This window comes from Streptomyces sp. NPDC001532, assembly GCF_040298625.1.
Lineage (GTDB): Bacteria > Actinomycetota > Actinomycetes > Streptomycetales > Streptomycetaceae > Streptomyces.
The window spans coordinates 227,619-245,470 of the sequence record NZ_JBEPAL010000001.1; the positions used below are offsets into that span (position 1 = coordinate 227,619).

Below are 17,852 nucleotides of genomic sequence, written 5' to 3' on the forward strand. Positions count from 1 at the left end.
CCGGCCGGGAGGCGGACATGTACGTAGGGATCGATGTGGGCACGTCCATGGTGAAGGCCGCCGGGTTCGACGGCGGCGGCCGGGAACTGGCCGTCGCGGCCCGCCCGGTGGGCCTCGCGCTGCGCGGCGGGGCCGTGGAGCAGGACATGGAGGAGGTGTACGCGGCGGTCGTCGCCGTCCTCGGCGAGCTGACCGCCCGGGTCCCCGAGCCGGTGGAGCTGGCCGGGCTCACCGGGCAGGGCGACGGGGTGTGGCTGGTGGACGGGCGGGGGCGGCCGGTGCGGGCGGCGGTGTCCTGGATGGACGGGCGGGCGCACGAACTGCTCGACGGGTGGCTGGCGGACGGCACCTTCGAGACGGTGTTCCGGCGCACCGGCGGCGCCATGTTCCCGGGCAGCCCGGGCCCGCTGCTGGCCTGGCTGGACCGGCACGAACCCGCCGTGCTCGACGCGGCGGCCACCGCCCTGTACTGCAAGGACATGGTCTTCCGGCGGCTGACGGGGGCGGCGGCCGCGACGGATGTGTCGGACGCGTCGATGCCGTTCCTGGACCCGCGCACCCGGACCTACGACAACCGGGTCGTGGAGCTGCTGGGCCTCACCCGCCGGCGGCGGCTGCTGCCGGCGGTGAGCGATCCGGTGGCGACCGCCGAGTCGCTCGGCGAGGGCCTGCCGGCCGGCACCCCGATCGCCGACGGCCCCTACGACCTGCCCGCCTGCGCGCTGGGCGCGGGCGTCACCCGGCCCGGGGACGGCCTGCTGATCGTCGGGACCTGTCTGGCCGGCCTGGTCGTCACCACCGAGGTGGACCTGACCGGCGAACCGGCGGGCCTGTACATCTGCACCGACCGCCCCGGCCACTGGCTGCGCGCGATGCCCGCGATGGCCGGCACGGCCGCCCTGGACTGGGTGCTCGCCACCACCGGCGTCCGGCACGAGGAGGTGGACGGCCTGCTCGCCGACACCCCGCCGGGTGCGCGCGGCGTCCGGGTGCTGCCGTACTTCGCGCCGTCCGGTGAACGGGCGCCCTTCGTGGAGCCCCGGCTGCGCGCCGAACTCAGCGGGGTGTCCCTGGAGACGACCCGTGCCGACCTGGTCCGCGCCACCTGCGAGGGCATCGGCTACGCGGCCCGGCACTGTCTGGAGGCGGCGGGGCTGACCGGTGCGCTCGCGGTGTGCGGCGGCGGCACCCGCTCCTCCGCCTGGACGCGGCTGCTCGCCGACGTCCTCGGCCGGCCGCTGCGGTTCGCCGAGGGCGAGGTGGGCGCGCGGGGCGCGGTGCTCGCGGCGGCCGGGCGGTTCGGGGTGGCGCTGGACGCGGCGGCGTGGTCGGAGCCGACGGCGGTCGTCGAGCCGGACCCGGAGCGGGCCGCGTTCTACGCGAAGGGCTATGAGGAGCATCTGACCCGGCTCGCCGAGGCACGGGCCCGGGCGCGTTCGTGAACGGCACCGCGGACGAGCGTTCGTGAACGGCGTCGGGACGAGCACTCGTGAACAGCATCGCGACGAGAGGGAGACACCGTCATGCCGATAGGGCGCCGATCCGTCCTGTTCGCGGCCGCCGCCACCCCGGCGGCCGCCGCCGTGCCCGCGGCCGCGGCCGACGCCGGGTCGTCCCGGCCGCGCCGGCCGCTGGTCATCGGCCACCGGGGCGCCGCGGGCTGGCGGCCCGAGCACACGGCCGCCTCGTACACGTACGCCGTCCAGACCGGCGCCGACTGGATCGAGCCGGATCTGGTCCCGACCCGGGACCATGTGCTGGTGGTCCGGCACGAGAACGAGATCTCGCAGACCACGGACGTGGCCCGGCATCCGGAGTTCGCGGACCGGCGGACCACGAAGACGGTGGACGGGCGGCCGGTGACCGGCTGGTTCACGGAGGACTTCACGCTCGCGGAGCTGCGGACGCTACGGGCGGTCGAACGCCTCCCGCTGGTCCGCAACCGCAACACGGTCTTCGACGGCCGCGAGCCGGTGCTGACCTTCCAGGAGGTCGTGGACCTCGCGCGGCGGCTGTCGAAGACCTACGGCCGGACGATCGCCGTCTTCCCGGAGACCAAGCACCCGACGTACTTCCGCGGCCTCGGTCTGCCGCTGGAGCCGCAGCTCGCGCGGCTGGTGCGCCGCAACCGGCTGGGTCCGCGGGAGTGTGTCGTGCAGTCCTTCGAGCCGACCAGCCTGCGGCGGATCGCCGAGGAGGACCTGGGCGTGCCGCTGTGGCAGGCGCTGGGCACCACCGGCGGGCCCTGGGACCTGGTCTCGGCCGGGGACGCGACGACGTACCGGGACATGACGACCCCGGCGGGGCTGGCCCGGATCGCCCGGTACGCGCGGTGGATCGGCCCGGACAAGTCCGCGATCGTGCCGGTGCTCCCGGGCGGCGGCACGGGCGCCCCCACCTCGCTGGTGGCGGACGCCCATGCGGCGGGCCTCAAGGTCGGCCCGTACACCTTCCGCGCCGAGAACCAGTACCTGCCGCCGGCCCTGCGCCGGGGCACCGCGGCGACCGACTTCGGCGACGCGTTCGCGGAGTACGCGCTGCACTACGGGCTGGGCGTGGACGCGGTGGTGACGGACTTCCCGGACCTCGCGCGGGCCGCCGCCGGGTAGCGGCCCACTGCCGGTAGACGGTCGGCGGTCGGCGGTCGGTCAGAGGTTGCTGAAGTCCGGGCCCTTGGTGCGGGTGCGCTTGATCTCGTAGAAGCCCGGCACGGAGGCGACGGCGAGGGTGCCGTCCCACAGCCGGGCGGCGTCCTCGCCCTTCGGGGCCGGGGTGACGACCGGGCCGAAGAAGGCGAGCTGCTCGCCGTCGGCGCCGGGCACGGCGATCACCGGGGTGCCGACCTCCTGGCCGACCTTCTCGATGCCCTCCTTGTGCGAGGCGCGCAGCTGCTCCTCGTACGGGGTGTCGTCCCAGTGGTCCAGCAGCGACGCGGGCAGGCCGGCGTCATCCAGGGCGGCGGCGACGGCGTCCTTGCCCGGGCCCATGCCCTGGTTGTGGATGCGGGTGCCGAGCGCGGTGTAGAGGTCACCGAGCACCTCGGGGCCGTGCTCCTCCTGCGCGGCGATGACGACCCGGACGGGGCCCCACGCCGTGGTCTCCAGCATCTCGCGGTACTCCTCGGGCAGCTGGTCGAGCTTGTCCTCGTTCAGCACGGCGAGGCTCATCACATGCCAGCGGACCTCGATGTCGCGGACCTTCTCCACCTCCAGCACCCACCGGGAGGTCATCCAGGCCCAGGGGCACAGCGGGTCGAACCAGAAGTCGACGGGGGTCTTCTCCGACATGTCTCTCCTCGTGAACGGCTGAGCGGCGGGTCGCTCGGGCGGCCCAACGCCCGGAACAACACCGGCGCGTTCCCCGCTCATTCCCCGGTGTGCCGTGTCAGGGGCACATGGGAGGATCGGTCCTGTTCAGCCGTAGTTCTTGACGCACGAAGGAGTGCCGCCCGTGCCCGGTGAGAATCTGTCCCGCGACGAGGCCCGGGAGCGGGCCGCACTGCTGTCGGTCGACGGGTACGAGGTGTCCCTCGACGTGCGCTCCGCCGTCGGCGACCACGCGGGCGACGGCCCGCGCACCTTCCGCTCGGTCACCACGATCCGCTTCCGCTGCGCCGAGCCGGGCGCCCGGAGCTTCGCCGACCTGATCGCGCCGAGCGTCACCGCGGTCTCCCTCAACGGCCGCGACCTCGACCCCGGCGAGGTCTTCGACGGCTCCCGGATCCTGCTGGAGGACCTGGCCGCCGACAACGAGCTGATCGTCGACGCGCAGTGCGCCTACTCCCGCACCGGCGAGGGCCTGCACCGCTTCGTCGACCCCGAGGACGGCGAGATCTACCTCTACACGCAGTACGAGCCGGCCGACTCGCGGCGGGTCTTCGCCAATTTCGAGCAGCCCGACCTCAAGGCCCCGTTCCGCTTCGAGGTGCGCGCGCCCGAGGAGTGGACGGTGTGGAGCAACGGCGTCGGCGAGCGGTCCGACGGCGTGTGGCGGTTCGCGGAGACCAAGCCGATCTCGACGTACATCACCTGTGTGGTCGCGGGGCCGTACCACCATGTGACGGACCGCTACGAGCGGACCTTCGAGGACGGCACCCGTCTGGAGATCCCGCTCGGCGCCCTGTGCCGCAAGGGCCTCGCGCCCTACTTCGACGCCGACGACGTCTTCCTGGTCACCAAGCAGGGCCTGGACTTCTTCCACGACCACTTCGACTTCCCGTACCCGTTCGGCAAGTACGACCAGGCGTTCGTGCCCGAGTACAACCTCGGTGCGATGGAGAACCCGGGCCTGGTGACCTTCCGGGAGGAGTTCATCTTCCGCGGCAAGGTGACGCAGGCGTCGTACGAGGGCCGAGCCAACGTCGTCCTGCACGAGATGGCGCACATGTGGTTCGGCGACCTGGTCACCATGGTGTGGTGGGACGACCTGTGGCTGAAGGAGTCCTTCGCGGACTTCATGGGCACCTTCGCCAACGTCGGCGCGACCCGCTTCACCGACGCCTGGATCACCTTCGCCAACCGCCGCAAGGCCTGGGCCTACCGCGCCGACCAGCTGCCGTCCACGCACCCGATCACGGCCGACATCCGCGACCTCCAGGACGCCAAGCTCAACTTCGACGGCATCACCTACGCCAAGGGCGCCTCCGTCCTCAAGCAGCTGGTGGCGTACGTCGGGCAGGACGCCTTCCTGGAGGGCGCCCGGCGCTACTTCAAGCGGCACGCGTACGGCAACACGCGCCTCGGCGACCTGCTGTCGGTGCTGGAGGAGACCAGCGGCCGGGACATGGCCGCGTGGTCGCGCTCCTGGCTGGAGACGGCCGGGGTCAACTCGCTGACGCCGCAGGTGCTGCTGGCCGCGGACGGCCGGATCGACGAGCTGGCGGTGGTGCAGGAGGCCGCCGAGTCGCACCCGGAGCTCAGGCCGCACCGGGTCGCCGTCGGCCTGTACCGGCGCACCGCGGACGGGGCGCTGGAGCGGTACGCGCGCGCCGAGGCGGACGTCGACGGACCGCGCACGGTGGTGGCGGAGCTGGCGGGCGCCGAGGCGCCGGAGCTGGTCCTGGTCAACGACGACGACCTGACGTACTGCAAGATCCGCTTCGACACGACCTCGCTGGAGACGCTGCGGGCCCACCTCGGGGACCTCACCGATCCGCTGGCGCGCGCCCTGTGCTGGTCGGCGCTGTGGAACCTGACCCGCGACGCGCTGCTGCCGGCCCGTGACTTCGTGGACCTGGTGCTGCGGTTCGCGGGCCGCGAGTCGGACATCGGCGTGCTCCAGATGCTGCACGCCTGGGCGAACTCGGCGCTGGTGCACTACGTGTCGCCGGCCTGGCGCGCGGAGGGCGAGCGGCTGCTGGCGGAGGGCGCCCTGCGGGAGCTGCGGGCGGCGGAGCCGGGCAGCGAGCACCAGCTGGCGTGGGCGCGGTTCTTCGCCGCGACGGCCACCGGCGGCGACGGTCTCCAGCTGCTGAGGGGCCTGCTGGAGGGCACCGAGAAGATCGACGGGCTGGACGTGGACCAGGAGCTGCGCTGGGTGTTCCTGGAGCCGCTGGCGGCGCACGGGGTCGCCGACGAGCAGCTGCTGGCGGCGGAGCTGGCCCGGGACGACACCGCGTCCGGCAAGCGCCACCAGGTGCGCTGCCTCGCGGCGCGTCCGTCGGAGGCGGTGAAGGCGCAGGCGTGGGCGCAGGTGGTGGAGTCCGACGCGCTGTCCAACGCGCTGGTGGAGGCGACCATCGCGGGCTTCGCGCAGCCTTCGCAGCGGCGGCTGCTGGCGCCGTACGCGGAGAAGTACTTCGCGGTGATCGAGCGGGTGTGGGCGGAGCGGTCCATCCAGATCGGCATGGACGTGGTGCGGGGCCTGTTCCCGTCCTTCCAGGACTCGCCACAGACGCTGGCGGCGACGGACGCCTGGCTCGCGGCGCACGAGGACGCCCCGCCGGCGCTGCGCCGTCTCGTGCTGGAGGCGCGGGACGACCTGGCGCGGGCGCTGCGCGGGCAGGAGCGGGACGCGGCTGCGGCACGCTGACCTTCGGCCTGACCGTTGGCCTGAGCTTGGGCCGTAGGTGACCGTTACGAAATTCAGGCAAGAACGACCGTAACCCCTGGTCCAGCCCATTCGGACCAGGGGTTTTCGGCGCCTACTCGGCATCCGAACACCCGTCCTTTAGTGCTGTCTTGTCCGCATTTGTCGACGAACGTGTAACAGCGGTTAAAGGGGGGACCAGGGATGGGAATCCCCGGAGCATGACGCACAACACCCCGCTCTCCCCCCGCCCCCTGCACCACATCGCCGAGGGCACCCGCCGGGTCCTGACGGCCGCTCAGCTCCGCGCCCACGGCGTCTCCCCCGCCGAACTGTCCGAGCAGTGCCGCCCCGGCGGCCCCTGGCAGCAGCTGCTGCCCGGCGTCTACGTCCTGCACCCGGGCCCGCCGACCAGCGAGGAGCGCCTGCACGCGGTGCTCACCTACGCGGCGCGGGAGACGACGGTCGTGGCGGTGCCGTCCCAGCCGGGCGCCGAGGAGCCGCACCGCCCCGTCTACCACGACGCGGTGATCACCGGCCTGGCGGCGCTGACCCTGCACGGCTTCACCACCGCGCCCCCGCTGCCCGCGCTGGAGCGGATCGACGTCCTGGTGCCCCGGCTGCGCCGGCTGCGCACCACCGGCTTCGTGCGCATCCTGCGCACCGCGCACCTCCCCGTCGCGCTGCGCGTCACCGGCCTCCCCGTCGCCCCGGTCCCTCGCGCCCTGGCCGATGCGGTGGCCGAGCTGTCCGACGCGGGCGCGGTGCGCCGGCTGCTCACGGAGGCCGTCCGGGGCGGCCACTGCGACCCGGCGTCGGTGGTCCGCGAGCTGAACCAGGCGAAGCTGCTGAACCGCCCGCACGTGGTGGACGCCGTCGACTCGCTGCTCGCGGAGGGGCGGGCCATCGCGGAGGACCGGCTGTACCGGATGGTGAAGGAGCACGGTCTGCCCGACCCGGTGTGGAACGTCGACCTGCGCCTGCCCGGCGGCCCCCACCTCGGCGGCCTCGACGCCTACTGGCCGGAGCACTCGGTCGCCGTGGAACTGGACACCCGGGCGCCGCGCCAGGACGAGGACGCGATGTGGTCGGAGTACGCCCGCAAGCGCGAGCACCTGGAGCGCCTCGGCATCACGGTCGTCCACATCACTCCGAAGAAGCTCCGCGACTCCCTGGAGCAGCAGGCCACGGTCGTCCGCACGGCCCTGATGGCCTCGGCGGACCGGGACCCGGCCGCCTACGTCGTGGTGCTGCCCCGGTAGTGACGGACCGGTCCGGTATCAGGAGGGGAGAGGAGGGGCCGCCGGGCCCGGGACCCGGCGGCCCCTCCTCCTGTGCTCAGCCCTTCTTCAGCACCAGTTCCGTGTTGCGGTCCCGGGTCCCGCCCGCGAGGTCGGTGCGGGCGCCGGGGGCGTTGAAGGACAGCTCGCGGTAGAGCGCGGCCAGGCCGGTCTGGGAGAGGTCGGAGAAGTCGGTGCGGTGGGGGGCGGCGGACTCGACCATGGTGGTGAAGAGCGAGAGGGTGCCGTCCTTGTTGTCGGCGATCTCGATCACGCGGGCGAGCTGCGGGAAGTCCACGTGGGACGCCGTCGAGACCTCCCAGAAGGAGTGGCCGTCCGCCCCGGTGCGCGGGGTGATCTCGTTGCGGTGGATGTGGCCGTTGATCCAGGCCAGCACATTGCGGTGACCGCCCAGCAGGGCGAGGACGTCGGCCCCGCCGTGCCGGCGTTCGTCCGGGCGGGCCGGGTCGGGGCGGGTGTTGTCCATGGTCGCGCTGGTGTGGTGGCTGAAGACGACGGCGTAGGAGTCGGCGTTCTCCCGCAGGGTGCGGTCCAGCCAGCGCAGCTGCGCGGTGCCGATCGAGCCCTCGTAGTGGCCGCCGGGGTCGGTGGTGTCGAGGCTGATCCCGATGACGTCCTCGGCGATGCGGAAGCTGTAGTACTGGGTGCCCGCCGCCACGTTCGCCGTGGAGTAGCCGTGCCCGACCGGGCCCATCCCCGCGTACGCCGGGTCCAGATGGGCCTCGACGTACTCGGTGGCGGTGTACGGCGCCCGCCGCTCGTCCGGTGTCACGGACCGCAGGTCACGGGCGTGGGCCTTGAGCAGGTCCCGGAACTGCGTGCCGAGCGGGTCCCTGGCGTTCTTGATGGCGTCCTGGAGCTTCTTCGCCTCGGCCGCCGGCAGGGACATCAGCTTCCTGCCGCCGACGGCGAACTCCGCGAGGTAGGGGTCGCCGTGGCCGTAGCAGCCGAGCGGGAGGGAGTCGTGGTTGCCGACGGTCGAGTACCAGGGCAGGTTCAGCCCAGGGCTGCGCACCTCGCGGGTGGCCGCGGCGAGGAAGCCCGCCAGCTGCGGGAAGCCGCGCTGCTTGTCGGCGTCGCGGACGGTGGAGTCGGGCTGCCAGTACTGCTTGAGTCCGCTGCTCTGGACGCCCTCGTAGTGGCGCGGGTCACCGGAGTCGGGGCGGATCCGGCCGCCGCTCAGCACGGTGAGGAACCACTCCAGCTCCGTCCGGGAGTTGTTGTCGGTGTTGTCGCCGGTCGTCATCGCGAAGTGCAGCGGCGCCCCGGTGGCGGGTGCGCCACGCAGCGCGTTGACCCGCTCCACCAGCGACACCGCGCCCTGCACGGTCAGCAGTTCCTGCGGCCGCCAGGCGTGCACATCGGCCGAGCGCAGGAACTCCAGCCGCAGCGGGTGCTGGGCGTCGACCAGATGCAGGTCGGTGAGCTGCACGAACGCGGCGAGCGCGGTGCGCCGTTCGGCGCGGCCGGACTTCGGCGCGGCCAGGTCGGCGCGGACCACCCGCGGCCAGCCCTTGCCGTCACCGAGCCGCCGGTAGCCGGAGGCGGTGCGCGGGGCGGCGACCCCGGCCAGGGTGGTACCGCGGGTGTACGGGGCGAGCGGGGCGAGCGGCGCCGTGCGGGAGACCGCGACCGGCGCCTCCCCCGCGCTCGGGGCCTGGGTGGCGGCCCGGCTGTCGGTGGGGCGCAGGAGGTGGCCGACGCCGGCGGACAGCGAGACGGCTCCGGCGGTGGCGAGGACGGTACGGCGGTTGACCGACAGCTCCTGGGCGGCGGAGCTGGCGACTGAGCGTATGCGCGGCATGGCGCGGTCTCCCCGAGTGCGAACGCGTCGGCAGTGGCCGCGGACGGCCGCTGACGCGAACCCCCCGCTCGCTCTGGATCGTTGGCAGCGGGAATGACCTGCGTGTGAACGCGACGGCAACGCGCAACGCCGATCACCGTACGTGGATCTCGCACCACCCGGCGCGTCCACAGCCGCTCCTTCGCGGGCCGGGAGCGGGTCACTCGGGGTTCACTTTCCGGGGTAACCGGGCACTCGGGCCCGCTCGCCGCAGAAGACGGCGGGGACAGCGGGGACAGCGGCGGGGACGAGTGCGGGGACGGCGACGGGCCCCGGCGGAGGTGGTCCGCCGGGGCCCGTACGGCCGTGCGTGGTGATCAGTCGGTGCCGGACTCCATCGCGGCGCGGTCCAGCAGCGCGTCCTCCTCGGACACCTCGCCGCGGGAGGCGATGGCCTCGGCGCCGCCTTCCGGCAGCTCGGGCATGGTGCCGATCAGCCCGGTGGCGGCGGCCTGGGAGGCGCCGATGGTGGGGCTGCCGCTGCCGATCAGGCCGAGGCCCGCGTACTGCTCCAGCTTGGCGCGCGAGTCGGCGATGTCGAGGTTGCGCATGGTGAGCTGGCCGATCCGGTCGACCGGGCCGAAGGCCGAGTCCTCGGTGCGCTCCATCGACAGCTTGTCCGGGTGGTAGCTGAACGCCGGACCGGTCGTGTCGAGGATCGAGTAGTCCTCACCGCGCCGCAGCCGCAGCGTCACCTCGCCGGTGATCGCGGCGCCGACCCAGCGCTGGAGCGACTCGCGGATCATCAGCGCCTGCGGGTCCAGCCAGCGGCCCTCGTACATCAGCCGGCCGAGGCGGCGGCCCTCGTGGTGGTACTGGGCGAGGGTGTCCTCGTTGTGGATCGCGTTGACCAGGCGCTCGTAGGCGATGTGCAGCAGCGCCATGCCGGGCGCCTCGTAGATGCCGCGGCTCTTCGCCTCGATGATGCGGTTCTCGATCTGGTCGGACATGCCGAGGCCGTGCCGGCCGCCGATCGCGTTGGCCTCCATGACGAGGTCGACCGCGCTGCCGAACTCCTTGCCGTTGATCGTGACCGGGCGGCCCTGGTCGAAGCCGACCGTGACGTCCTCGGTGGCGATCTCCACGGACGGGTCCCAGAACCGGACGCCCATGATCGGGTCGACCGTCTCGACGCCGGTGTCCAGGTGCTCCAGGGTCTTCGCCTCGTGCGTGGCGCCCCAGATGTTGGCGTCGGTGGAGTAGGCCTTCTCGGTGGAGTCCCGGTAGGGCAGCCCGTGCGCGAGCAGCCACTCGGACATCTCCTTGCGGCCGCCCAGCTCCGTGACGAAGTCCGCGTCCAGCCAGGGCTTGTAGATCCGCAGGTGCGGGTTGGCGAGCAGACCGTAGCGGTAGAACCGCTCGATGTCGTTGCCCTTGAAGGTGGAGCCGTCGCCCCAGATCTGCACCCCGTCCTCGAGCATCGCCCGGACCAGCAGGGTGCCGGTCACGGCGCGGCCCAGCGGCGTGGTGTTGAAGTACGCGCGGCCGCCGGACTTGATGTGGAACGCGCCGCAGGCGAGCGCCGCCAGCCCTTCCTCGACCAGCGCGGCCCGGCAGTCGACGAGCCGGGCGATCTCGGCGCCGTAGGCGGCGGCACGGCCGGGCACGGAGGCGATGTCGGGCTCGTCGTACTGGCCGATGTCGGCGGTGTACGTGCACGGGATGGCGCCCTTGTCGCGCATCCAGGCGACGGCGACCGAGGTGTCGAGCCCGCCGGAGAAGGCGATGCCGACGCGCTCGCCGACGGGGAGGGAGGTGAGGACCTTGGACATGGCAAAACTATGCAACATTTCGCATTGTCATGCAACCCCCTGCATTGTCATGCACCATCTCCCTCTTGCTCCCGCTCCCGCCACATCCGCAGCGCGATGTCCACCAGGGACACCCTCACCAGTCCGTCCACCGCGTCCAGGTCGTGCCACGCCGCCATGTCCGTGGAACCGCCGACCTCGAAGGCCAGCTCGCCGCCGACGACCCGGCCGCCGTACACCAGCCGTACGGCGTGCAGGTCGACCGGGCCGTACAGACCCCGGCGCGGTTCCGTGCGGCGCAGGGAGTCCACGCCGAGGAGACCGGCCACCTCGATGCGGTAGCCGGTCTCCTCCAGCAGCTCCCTGCGGACCGCGTCGTACGGGTCCTCGCCGTGCTCCACGCCGCCGCCCGGCAGCACCCACTCACGGCCACCGTCCGGGGCCGGGGAGCGGGCCAGCAGGACCTGACCGTCACGGACACATATGGCGTAGGCCGCCACCCTCAACTTCCGCCGCATCACCCGACGTCAGCGCGCCGGGAGCGGGTTGGCCGGGGAGTACTGCGGTGCGGACCAGCGCAGCGGGAGCGCGGCCGGGGTCTCGACCGTCGCCTCGATCGCGAAGCGGACCGTGCGATCGCCGTCCGCCGAGAACTCCGTGCGCGCCTCCCCCGTCAGCTGGAGCGTGGTGCCCGTCGTCCAGTCCAGGACCAGCAGGCCCGCGCGCGGGTCGGCGGCCAGGTTGCCGAGAGTGAGGAACATCGAGTTGCCCGGATAGTCCCGCCAGCTCAGCAGGTACGGGGAGTCGACCCGGAGGAAGCCGGGGTGGCCGCCGCGATGACTGGCGTCGGCGCCCTCGGGGCGGACGGTGGCGACGAACGCGGTGTCCGCCGCCGCGAGGAACGCCGCCTGCGCGCCGGTCAGCCGGGTGCCCCGGCGCGGCGGCCGCGGCGCGCGGTCCGCCACCACCTCGTACGACTCCCGCTTCTGGAGGTACTTGGGGCAGTTGGCGAAGACCTGCCCCGCCGCCACCGCGAACCCCCGTTCCGTAGGCTCGGCCACGCCGTTGAGGCGCATCCGGCGGCGGGTGCGCGGGTCGAGGGCGATGGTGCCGACCTCGGTGCCGGAGGCCGCCAGCGCGGCGGCGAGCGGGTCGTGGGCGGCCGGCGTGGCCGCGACGGAGACGCGGTGCGGGCCGGTGGCGCGGGCGAAGCCGGGGGTGCCGGTGAGCGCCGAGGCCCACACCCGGCCGGTCGCCGGGTCGGCCGCGCCCACCAGCAGCAGCGGCTGGAGCTCCAGGAAGGCCGCCGCGACCGGTTTGACGCCGGAGCCGATGGAGCGGCCGACGTGGTCGGCGAGGTCCCGCACGCCGACGCGTTCCTGCACGGCGCGCGAGCCCTCGTGATAGACGGCGGTCATCAGAAGAAACCGCAGGTCGGAGCGGACTCGTTGGGCGCCGGTGCGCCCTCGACGCCGGTCGGCGTGAAGATCTCCAGGCGGATGCCGTCCGGGTCGTGGAAGAAGATGCCGCCCGAGGCCGCGCCCTCCCGGTGGGCCACCACGCCGTCGTAGGCGAACTCGGCGCCGTAGGCCCGCAGCGCCTCCTCGTACTCCTTGACACGTTCGACGGAGTCCGCCTCCAGGGCGAGGTGGTGCAGGCCGGCCCGGCCGCCGTCGAACGGCTGCGCAGCCTGCTCCCAGAGGGCCAGGGTCAGGCTCTGGCCGTCACCGAGGAGCGCGAACAGCCGGTCGTCCTCCTTGCCCTCGACGAGCAGCGTGAAGCCCAGGACGTCCCGGTAGAAGGCGAGCGAGCGGCCGAGGTCGGTGACGTTCAGGCCGACGTGGCCGGTGCGCAGGGTGGTGGTCATGGATTCCCCCTTGTGTCGGGCCCGGGCGGGACCGACCCGCCGGGCTAACCGTTGTAGATGACTTTAGGGGTTAGAAACGGCGAGCGTCAACCGCTCACGTACCCTTGACCGGTTAGCAGCGGTGCGAACGAAGGAGCCGCCGGCCCATGCCCCCCACTCCCCACGACCCCCGCCCCCTCACCGGCGAACCCCTCTCCCTGGACCTGCTGAACACCCGCTGGGTGCACGACGGGACCCTGTGCGACCTGCTCGACGGCACGCGGGGACTGGCGGTCTGGCTCGCGGCGAACGGGCTCGGCGAGCGGTTCACCGCCGACGCGGCGACCCTGCGGCACACGCTCCGGGCCCGGGACGCCCTGCTCGCGGCGGTCGACGGAACACCGGCCGGCGGCACCGAGGCCGTCGACGCCGTTCTCGCGCACGGGCGGATCCGGGCGACGCTCACCGCCGCCGGGCCCGGCGAGGAGGCCGAGTTCCAGGACGCCTCCTGGGGGCCGGGCTGGCTCGCCGCCCGGAACTACCTGACACTGCTCTCCACCGCCCCGGACCGCATCCGGCACTGCGCCCACGAGGCGTGCGTCCTGCACTTCTTCGACACCTCGCGCAACGGGACACGGCGCTGGTGCTCGATGGCGGTGTGCGGCAACCGCGCCAAGGCGTCCCGGCATTACGCCCGATCGAGGGACAGCTGAGGAGAGCCCCGGAAAAACGGGCCACTTGCCCTCATTCCGGAGCTGTCCACCCAAATCCCATCGCGGGTTTTCCCCATACATCCATATCGTTTCGGTCAACCGCCCCCAAAAACCGGTCCCTTGGGTAAGGCTGAGCGGTCGTCCGGTATCGCATACCGGACGACAAGCGACACGCTCGTTCCCTCACCTACAAGGGATGCCGATGACCCACACCCCCCAGAGCGACCCGATATCGGGCGCGAGACGCGTGGCCCGCATCGCCGTGGCCGCCGGACTCGTCGCCGCGCTCTCCGCGGCCGCTCCGATACCGATGGCGTTCGCCGCCGATCCGGCCGCCCCCGCCGCGGCCGACCCCGGCGTCAAGTCCGCCCACGACAAGCTGGGCTCCGACGACGCCGACCTGCTCGCCGAGGCCAAGGCCGCCGGCGACAAGAGCGTGACCATGATGGTGGCGACCGCGCCCGGCCAGACCGAGCAGGTCGCGAAGCAGCTGGACTCCGTCGACGGCGGTCTCGTGGGCCGTACGTACGACAAGCTCGGCTACGTCCGCGCCACCGTCCCGACCGGCAAGGCGGACGCGGCCATCGCCGCCGCCGTCGAGCTCTCCTCCGTGCACGGCATCGACCTGCGCGAGGAGATCCCGCTGGACGACCCGACGCCCAGCGCGGACACCGCGAAGAAGGCCGGCTCGGCGGTCGCCGGGAGCTACCCCGCCCCCGACGAGGACACCCCGGCCGAGAACCCGTACAACCCGTCCTTCGAGACCGGTGCCGTCGACTTCGTCGAGGACCACCCGAAGGCGGACGGGCGCGGCATCACCATCGGCATCCTCGACTCCGGTGTCGACCTCGGCCACCCGGCGCTCCAGAAGACGACCACCGGTGAGCGGAAGATCGTCGACTGGGTGACCGCCACCGACCCGGTCTCCGACGGCGACGGCACCTGGCGGCGGATGACCACCTCGGTCGCCGGCCCCGCCTTCTCCATCACCACCGCCAGCCTGGGCACCGAGACCTTCAAGGCCCCGGCCGGCAGCTACCGGTTCAACTACTTCTCCGAGTCCGCCACCACCGGCGGCGACATGGCCGGGGACCTGAACCGGGACGGCGACACCACGGACGTCTGGGGCGTGCTCTACGACGCCGCCGCCGGGACCGTGCGCGTCGACCTGAACGACAACCTCGACTTCGGCGACGACGCGGCGATGAAGCCGTACAAGGACGGCTACCAGGTCGGCTACTTCGGTACCGACAACCCGGCCACCGAGATCGCCGAGCGCATCCCGTTCGTCGTCGAGGTCCGCAAGGACGTCGTCTACAACTCCTCCGGCGCCAAGGCCGACTACGTCAGCATCGGTGTCATCGAGGGCTCGCACGGCACCCACGTGGCCGGCATCACCGCCGCCAACGGCCTGTTCGGCGGCGAGATGAACGGCGCGGCGCCCGGCGCCAAGCTGGTCTCCTCGCGCGCCTGCACCTGGTCCGGCGGCTGCACCAACGTGGCGCTCACCGAGGGCATGATCGACCTCGTGGTCAACCGCGGTGTCGACATCGTCAACATGTCGATCGGCGGTCTGCCGGCGCTCAACGACGGCAACAACGCCCGCTCGGAGCTGTACACCCGGCTCATCGACACCTACGGCGTCCAGCTGGTGATCTCCGCGGGCAACTCCGGCCCCGGCGCCAACACCATCGGCGACCCGGCCCTCTCCGACAAGGTGATCTCGGTCGGCGCGACCATCTCCAAGGAGACCTGGGCCGCCAACTACGGCTCGGCGGTCGAGAAGAAGTACGCCATGATGCCGTTCTCCTCGCGCGGTCCGCGTGAGGACGGCGGCTTCACGCCGACGCTCTCCGCGCCCGGCGCCGCCATCAACACCACCCAGACCTGGTCGCCCGGCGGCCCGGTCGCCGAGGCCGGCTACAGCCTGCCGCCCGGCTACTCCATGCTCCAGGGCACCTCGATGGCCTCGCCGCAGGCGACCGGCGCCTCCGCGCTGCTGCTGTCCGCGGCCAAGCTCAAGGGCATCGAGCTGACGCCGGCGACGCTGCGCACGGCGCTCACCTCGACCGCCGACCACATCGCGGGCACGCAGGCCTACGAAGAGGGCGCGGGCCTGATCAACATCGAGGACGCCTGGGACTCGATCCGGGACGGCGCCACCGCCCACGAGTACAGCGTCAAGGCGCCGGTCGACACCGCGATCGACCAGTTCCTGAAGACGCCGGGCCACGGCGCGGGCCTCTACGACCGCGAGGGCGGCCTGAAGGCCGGCCAGAAGAAGACGTACGAGATCACCCTGACCCGTACGTCCGGCGCCGACAAGGCGATCCGGCACGAACTGCACTTCGAGAACAACGCCGGCGGCACCTTCCGCGTCGTCGGCTCCGACGAGGTCCGCCTGCCGCTGAACCAGCCGGTCACCGTGAAGGTGCAGGCCGCGCCGCAGTCCGCGGGCCTGAAGAGCGCGATCCTCGAGGTCGACGACCCGCGCACCGAGGGCATCGACAAGCAGGTCCTCACCACGGTCGTGGTCGCCGCCCCGCTGAACCACAGCTGGTCGACGTCCGGTTCGGTGCAGCGCAACAGCACCAAGTCGTACTTCGTGACCGTGCCCGAGGGCGCGAAGTCGCTGGAGGTGGCGATCGGCGGCCTCAAGGGCGCCAGCCAGACCCGGTTCATCGCCATCCACCCGTACGGCGTCCCGGTCGACCAGACCGGCACCCCGTACTGCTACAACAACTACCTCGCCGGCAACGGCTGCAAGCCGGACGTGCGTTCGTACGCCGACCCGCAGCCCGGCGTCTGGGAGATCGAGGTCGAGTCGCGCCGTACGTCGCCGCTGCTCGACAACCCGTACAAGCTGGACGTCACCGTCCTCGGCGTGGCCTTCGACCCGGAGACCGTGACCGTGCCCGAGGCCAAGGTCGGCACCCCGGCCACCGCCTCCTGGAAGGTGACCAACAACTACGCCGCGCTCGACGGCAAGCTGGTCGGCGGCCCGCTGGGCTCCTCCAAGGCCACCCGCCCGACCATCGCCGAGGGCGACACCCAGGTCACCACGATCGACGTGCCCGCGGGCGCGGCCTCGCTGGACGTCACCATCGGCAACGTCTCCGACGCCGCCGCGGACCTCGACCTGGTCGTGAAGAACGCGGCCGGCACCGAGGTCGGCAGCTCCGCCGACGGCGACTCCGAGGAGTCGGTCTCCGTGCCGAACCCGGCCGCCGGTACGTACACCGTCGAGGTCGTCGGCTACGCGGTGCCGGCCGGTACCACCGCGTACGACTACCTGGACGTGTTCTTCTCCGCCGCGCTCGGCTCGGTCAGCGTCGACGACTCGGCGCCGGTGAAGCTCGCCACGGGTGCCACGGCGACGGTCTCCGGCAGCGTCACCGCCGCCGCGGCCGCCCCCGAGGGACGCGAGTTCTTCGGTCAGGTCCAGCTGGTCAACGCGCGCGGCACGGTCGCGGGCGTGGGCAGCGTGAAGATCGAGAAGGTCACTCCGTAGTGTCCTGAAGTGTCCTGAGGTGTTCCGACACCACGATGAGGGCGGGCGTCCGACGGGCGCCCGCCCTTCGTCATCCGCAGGCCGAGGACCGCGCCTGCGGCAGCGCCCGGTCGATCGCCCTGCGCTGCGGGGCGATGTCCTCCTCGCCGACGAACCAGAAGTCGGCGGCGGCACCGCGGCGCGGGACGGCGACCAGGACCTGGTCGCCCGCGCGCAGATGCCGGGGGGCGCCGAAGACGGCGTCCTCGCCCTTGACGAAGGTGGCCTTGTCCGCGGCGTCCTCACCGGCCGGGATCCAGGACCGGGTGACGTCCAGGGTGACGCGTTCCTGGCCGGTGCCGGGCACCGGGACGACCTTCGTCACCTTCCCCTCGGCGAGCAGCCGGGTGCAGGAGAGATAGGCGGCGCTGCCGAGCGGGCCGGCCGACTTCTGCGAGCTCTCGACGGCGCTGTCGGCGCTCGACCCGCCCGCCGCGTCGGCGTCCCCCAGGCCGGACCGGGAGACCAGCCAGCCCATGCCCACGAAGACGGCGACGGCGGCGGCCACGGCGAGGCCGGTGCGGGCGACGCGCAGCGGCCGGTGCCGGCGGGGCCGGCGCGCCGGCACGTGCTCCGGGCTCCGGGCGGAGTGCGGGGAGTCGGTGCGGGGGGCGGTGGTGCCGGGGGCGGGTTCGGTGAGCGCGGCGCCGATGATGCCCAACTGCTCGCGCAGCAGCGCCACATCGGCCTCGGCCGACCGGTGCTCGGCCAGGAGGGCGGCGTCGGCGCGGGCCTCGTCGGGCAGCGGCTCGCCGGTGATGACGGCCATCAGCGGATCGTTGCGGTCGTCGCCGCCATGCCCGTCGCGTTCGACGGTCACG

Annotated in this window: 13 protein-coding genes; 6 read left to right on the plus strand and 7 right to left on the minus strand. The window is 72.9% G+C overall.

The annotated features are described in order from the left end of the window. The first annotated feature begins 17 nt into the window (after positions 1–17). Both ABT232_RS01020 and ABT232_RS01025 read left to right on the plus strand, forming a co-directional pair. On the plus strand, positions 18–1,442 hold the full coding sequence (locus ABT232_RS01020; protein WP_351834018.1) for an FGGY family carbohydrate kinase: 1,425 nt from the start codon (positions 18–20) through the stop codon (positions 1,440–1,442). Positions 1,443–1,523: 81 nt separating this feature from the next. Continuing rightward, positions 1,524–2,609 carry a glycerophosphodiester phosphodiesterase family protein gene (locus tag ABT232_RS01025; RefSeq protein WP_351834020.1) on the plus strand — a complete coding sequence of 362 codons (1,086 nt, stop codon included), beginning with the start codon at positions 1,524–1,526 and terminating at the stop codon, positions 2,607–2,609. Positions 2,610–2,648: 39 nt separating this feature from the next. On the opposite strand, the gene ABT232_RS01030 is transcribed toward ABT232_RS01025, so the two are convergent. Beyond that, a complete protein-coding gene (locus ABT232_RS01030) occupies positions 2,649–3,287 on the minus strand; it encodes a DsbA family protein (RefSeq protein WP_351834023.1) in 639 nt (212 codons plus the stop codon). 163 nt (positions 3,288–3,450) lie between these two features. Here ABT232_RS01030 and pepN point away from each other — a divergent pair, with 163 nt between their 5' ends. Next, the gene (gene pepN / locus ABT232_RS01035; protein WP_351834026.1) at positions 3,451–6,030 is read left to right on the plus strand and encodes an aminopeptidase N; all 2,580 of its coding nucleotides are present in this window, start codon (positions 3,451–3,453) and stop codon (positions 6,028–6,030) included. 218 nt (positions 6,031–6,248) lie between these two features. Continuing rightward, positions 6,249–7,289, plus strand: coding sequence for a hypothetical protein (locus ABT232_RS01040; RefSeq protein WP_351834028.1), 1,041 nt, complete (start codon positions 6,249–6,251; stop codon positions 7,287–7,289). Positions 7,290–7,365: 76 nt separating this feature from the next. Here ABT232_RS01040 and ABT232_RS01045 read toward each other — a convergent pair whose 3' ends face one another. The 5 genes from ABT232_RS01045 to ABT232_RS01065 all read right to left on the minus strand — a co-directional run bounded on the left by ABT232_RS01045 (position 7,366) and on the right by ABT232_RS01065 (position 12,789). Then, positions 7,366–9,132, minus strand: coding sequence for a TIGR03767 family metallophosphoesterase (locus ABT232_RS01045; RefSeq protein WP_351834030.1), 1,767 nt, complete (start codon positions 9,130–9,132; stop codon positions 7,366–7,368). A gap of 356 nt (positions 9,133–9,488) precedes the next feature. Continuing rightward, positions 9,489–10,943 carry an argininosuccinate synthase gene (gene argG / locus ABT232_RS01050; RefSeq protein ID WP_351834032.1) on the minus strand — a complete coding sequence of 485 codons (1,455 nt, stop codon included), beginning with the start codon at positions 10,941–10,943 and terminating at the stop codon, positions 9,489–9,491. Positions 10,944–10,990: 47 nt separating this feature from the next. Continuing rightward, on the minus strand, positions 10,991–11,440 hold the full coding sequence (locus ABT232_RS01055; RefSeq protein WP_351834035.1) for an NUDIX hydrolase: 450 nt from the start codon (positions 11,438–11,440) through the stop codon (positions 10,991–10,993). 9 nt (positions 11,441–11,449) lie between these two features. After that, positions 11,450–12,340, minus strand: coding sequence for a pyridoxamine 5'-phosphate oxidase family protein (locus tag ABT232_RS01060; protein ID WP_351834038.1), 891 nt, complete (start codon positions 12,338–12,340; stop codon positions 11,450–11,452). Beyond that, positions 12,340–12,789: a VOC family protein gene (locus tag ABT232_RS01065; protein ID WP_351834040.1), complete on the minus strand. Its 450-nt coding sequence runs from the start codon at positions 12,787–12,789 to the stop codon at positions 12,340–12,342. The genes ABT232_RS01060 and ABT232_RS01065 overlap by 1 nt, the downstream gene beginning before the upstream one ends. Positions 12,790–12,935: 146 nt before the next feature. On the opposite strand from ABT232_RS01065, the gene ABT232_RS01070 reads away from it, so the two are divergent. Beyond that, a complete protein-coding gene (locus ABT232_RS01070) occupies positions 12,936–13,481 on the plus strand; it encodes a CGNR zinc finger domain-containing protein (protein ID WP_351834042.1) in 546 nt (181 codons plus the stop codon). 202 nt (positions 13,482–13,683) lie between these two features. Continuing rightward, positions 13,684–16,992 (plus strand): S8 family serine peptidase, encoded by a 3,309-nt coding sequence (locus tag ABT232_RS01075; protein WP_351834044.1) that lies wholly within the window; start codon positions 13,684–13,686, stop codon positions 16,990–16,992. Positions 16,993–17,062: 70 nt separating this feature from the next. Here ABT232_RS01075 and ABT232_RS01080 read toward each other — a convergent pair whose 3' ends face one another. Further along, the gene (locus ABT232_RS01080; protein WP_351834046.1) at positions 17,063–17,851 is read right to left on the minus strand and encodes a hypothetical protein; all 789 of its coding nucleotides are present in this window, start codon (positions 17,849–17,851) and stop codon (positions 17,063–17,065) included. Position 17,852 lies beyond the last annotated feature (1 nt).

Coding starts and splice junctions, on each gene's coding strand:
- ABT232_RS01020 (WP_351834018.1), top strand. CDS start 18: ATGTACGTAGGGATCGATGTGGGCACGTCCATGGTGAAGGCCGCCGGG.
- ABT232_RS01025 (WP_351834020.1), top strand. CDS start 1,524: ATGCCGATAGGGCGCCGATCCGTCCTGTTCGCGGCCGCCGCCACCCCG.
- ABT232_RS01030 (WP_351834023.1), bottom strand. CDS start 3,287: ATGTCGGAGAAGACCCCCGTCGACTTCTGGTTCGACCCGCTGTGCCCC.
- ABT232_RS01040 (WP_351834028.1), top strand. CDS start 6,249: ATGACGCACAACACCCCGCTCTCCCCCCGCCCCCTGCACCACATCGCC.
- ABT232_RS01045 (WP_351834030.1), bottom strand. CDS start 9,132: ATGCCGCGCATACGCTCAGTCGCCAGCTCCGCCGCCCAGGAGCTGTCG.
- argG (WP_351834032.1), bottom strand. CDS start 10,943: ATGTCCAAGGTCCTCACCTCCCTCCCCGTCGGCGAGCGCGTCGGCATC.
- ABT232_RS01055 (WP_351834035.1), bottom strand. CDS start 11,440: ATGCGGCGGAAGTTGAGGGTGGCGGCCTACGCCATATGTGTCCGTGAC.
- ABT232_RS01060 (WP_351834038.1), bottom strand. CDS start 12,340: ATGACCGCCGTCTATCACGAGGGCTCGCGCGCCGTGCAGGAACGCGTC.
- ABT232_RS01065 (WP_351834040.1), bottom strand. CDS start 12,789: ATGACCACCACCCTGCGCACCGGCCACGTCGGCCTGAACGTCACCGAC.
- ABT232_RS01070 (WP_351834042.1), top strand. CDS start 12,936: ATGCCCCCCACTCCCCACGACCCCCGCCCCCTCACCGGCGAACCCCTC.
- ABT232_RS01075 (WP_351834044.1), top strand. CDS start 13,684: ATGACCCACACCCCCCAGAGCGACCCGATATCGGGCGCGAGACGCGTG.